This window comes from Mesorhizobium sp. M7D.F.Ca.US.004.03.1.1 (assembly GCF_003998635.1).
Classification (GTDB): Bacteria; Pseudomonadota; Alphaproteobacteria; order Rhizobiales; family Rhizobiaceae; genus Mesorhizobium; species Mesorhizobium loti.
On the sequence record NZ_RZQG01000837.1, the window covers coordinates 1 to 2,575 of the forward strand.

3 protein-coding genes are annotated in these 2,575 nt (G+C 63.0%); 2 read left to right on the forward strand and 1 reads right to left on the reverse strand.

What is annotated here, in order from left to right; genetic code table 11:
* Positions 1 to 216: 216 nt before the first annotated feature.
* A complete protein-coding gene (locus tag EN935_RS30640; protein WP_127266228.1) occupies positions 217 to 432 on the reverse strand; it encodes a hypothetical protein in 216 nt (71 codons plus the stop codon).
* Here EN935_RS30640 and guaB point away from each other — a divergent pair.
* Positions 419 to 1,921 carry an IMP dehydrogenase gene (gene guaB, locus EN935_RS30645; protein ID WP_109668522.1) on the forward strand — a complete coding sequence of 501 codons (1,503 nt, stop codon included), beginning with the start codon at positions 419 to 421 and terminating at the stop codon, positions 1,919 to 1,921. The genes EN935_RS30640 and guaB overlap by 14 nt on opposite strands.
* Entirely contained in the window at positions 1,872 to 2,495 is a 624-nt protein-coding gene (locus EN935_RS30650; RefSeq protein WP_126068766.1) for a hypothetical protein, read from the forward strand. The genes guaB and EN935_RS30650 overlap by 50 nt, the downstream gene beginning before the upstream one ends.
* Positions 2,496 to 2,575: the final 80 nt, after the last annotated feature.

Consider the following 2,575-nt stretch of genomic DNA (forward strand, 5'->3'; position numbering starts at 1 on the left):
CAGTTTGAGCGCGATCGGGCTGGTATCGATGTCGATTGCGATCGCCGGCAGTGATGTCGCGATGACGGTCGAATCCATGTTTTCCATGAAAAGGGCGACCGCCAGTATGAGCGGGATGGTGCGGTTCAAGGAACGCGTCCAGACTTGAATGTTGCGTTGCCGGTTGCATGTCGGCCTTGAGGCGGGCGGTTACCATGCCTTCGCCGGGATGTCGCATTAATTTGCTGTCACTTTTGTGCGACCGGCAACCACAGGTGGCATCTTTTCGGGCGAAAAGTCACCTTTGCGGGAGCGCGAAATCATCGGCTTTTCATCGGCGCCGGGACGTGGTACCAGCCAGCGCCAATCCTGAAAGGGAAGAAACGAGTCGGCGCTGTCCATTCCGGTCCAGCGCTTTTTTGTATTCCGAGGGCTGGCCATGGCAAAAATCATCGAAACGTCCACCGGCGCATTGGCGCTGACCTTTGACGACGTGCTGCTGCAGCCCGGTCATTCCGAGGTCATGCCCGGCGAGACCGATGTCCGCACCTGCATCGCCGGCGACATCGACCTCAACGTGCCGATCCTCTCGGCGGCGATGGACACCGTCACCGAGGCGCGGCTTGCCATCGCCATGGCCCAGGCCGGCGGCATTGGCGTCATCCACCGCAATTTCTCGCCGGCCGAACAGGCCGAGCAGGTGCGGCAGGTCAAGAAATTCGAATCCGGCATGGTGGTCAATCCCGTCACCATCGGCCCCGACGCGACGCTAGCCGACGCGCTGGGCCTGATGCGCAGCTATTCGATCTCGGGCATTCCTGTGGTCGAGAACGGCGGCAGCGGCGGCCACAAGATTGGACGGCTGATCGGCATCCTGACCAATCGCGACGTGCGCTTTGCGTCCGATCCGGCGCAGAAGGTCCATGAACTGATGACCCGTGACAACCTGATCACGGTCAAGGAGAACGTCGACCAGGATGAAGCCAAGCGGCTTCTGCATCAGCACCGTATTGAAAAGCTGGTGGTCGTCGACAGGCAGGGCAATTGCGTCGGGCTGATCACCGTCAAGGACATCGAGAAGTCGCAGCTCAACCCGCACGCCACCAAGGACGCGCAGGGCCGCTTGCGCGCCGCCGCCGCCACCAGCGTCGGCGATGACGGTTTCGAGCGCGCCGAACGCCTCATCGATGCGGGCGTCGACCTTCTGGTGATCGACACCGCGCATGGCCACTCGCAGCGCGTTCTGGACGCGGTGACTCGCGCCAAGAAGCTCTCCAACTCGGTTCGCATCCTGGCCGGCAACGTCGCCACCGCCGCGGGCACGCAGGCGCTGATCGACGCCGGCGCCGACGCCGTCAAGGTCGGCATCGGTCCGGGTTCCATCTGCACCACCCGCATCGTGGCCGGCGTCGGCGTGCCGCAGCTTTCGGCCATCATGTCGGCTGTCGAGACGGCGCACAAATCAGGCGTCTCGGTGATCGCCGATGGCGGCATAAAATATTCCGGCGATCTGGCCAAGGCGCTCGCCGCCGGCGCAAGTGCCGCCATGATCGGCTCGCTGCTGGCCGGAACCGATGAAAGCCCGGGCGAGGTCTATCTGCACCAGGGCCGCTCCTTCAAGGCGTATCGCGGCATGGGCTCGGTCGGCGCCATGGCCCGTGGCTCAGCCGATCGCTACTTCCAGGCCGAGGTGCGCGACACGCTGAAACTGGTCCCGGAAGGCATCGAAGGGCAGGTTCCTTACAAAGGACCTGTGTCTGGCGTGCTGCACCAGCTTGCAGGCGGGCTGAAAGCCGCTATGGGTTATGTTGGTGGCCGCGACCTTGCCGATTTCCGCGAACGCGCCACCTTTGTGCGCATATCCAATGCTGGACTTCGTGAAAGCCACGCCCATGACGTCACGATTACCCGCGAAAGCCCGAACTATCCCGGCGGAGCCTGACCAGTACGGGCTCGGGCGGAGCCTGACGGCGACGATCCTGCGGCTGTCGCGCCATGTGGGCGCGCTCTGTTTCCTGTCGGCGGTGGTTTTCATCGCCATGACGGTGCTGGAATTCTTCTACTTTCGCCAGTTGAGCGGTGGCTTGCCGTCACTCGACATGCGTATTTTCGGCTTCACCCCGGACGAAGGCATGGCCTGGCTGACGGCGCTCGGCCGGCGCGGTGGCGAGATCATTCTCGTCTGGCACTATCTGACCTTCGATCTGCTGTTCCCGGCGCTGCTGTCGGTGACGCTGGTCAGCCTGATCCTGGCAACCGGTCGGCGATTAAGGGCTTTCCGTGTGTTGCCGGGGCAGCTGCAGTCGATCTTCGCGCTGGTTCTGGTTCTGCCCTACACGCTTGCCGACTACGTCCAGAACATCGCGGTGGCGCGGCTTCTGTCAGATTTCCTGTCGGCGAACCCGGATTCGCTGTCTTTCGCCTCGTTGCTGATCGTGACCAAATTCGCGCTTTTAGCCATCCCGGCGATCGTCATTGCCGCCTTCTGGCTGGCAGGCCAGGCACGCCAGGCTTGATGCCGCACACAAAGCCCACCCGGGCAGGGGGCACTTCATGAACCAGACCACGATCTTTTGGCCTGTTCTGGCGCATGTGC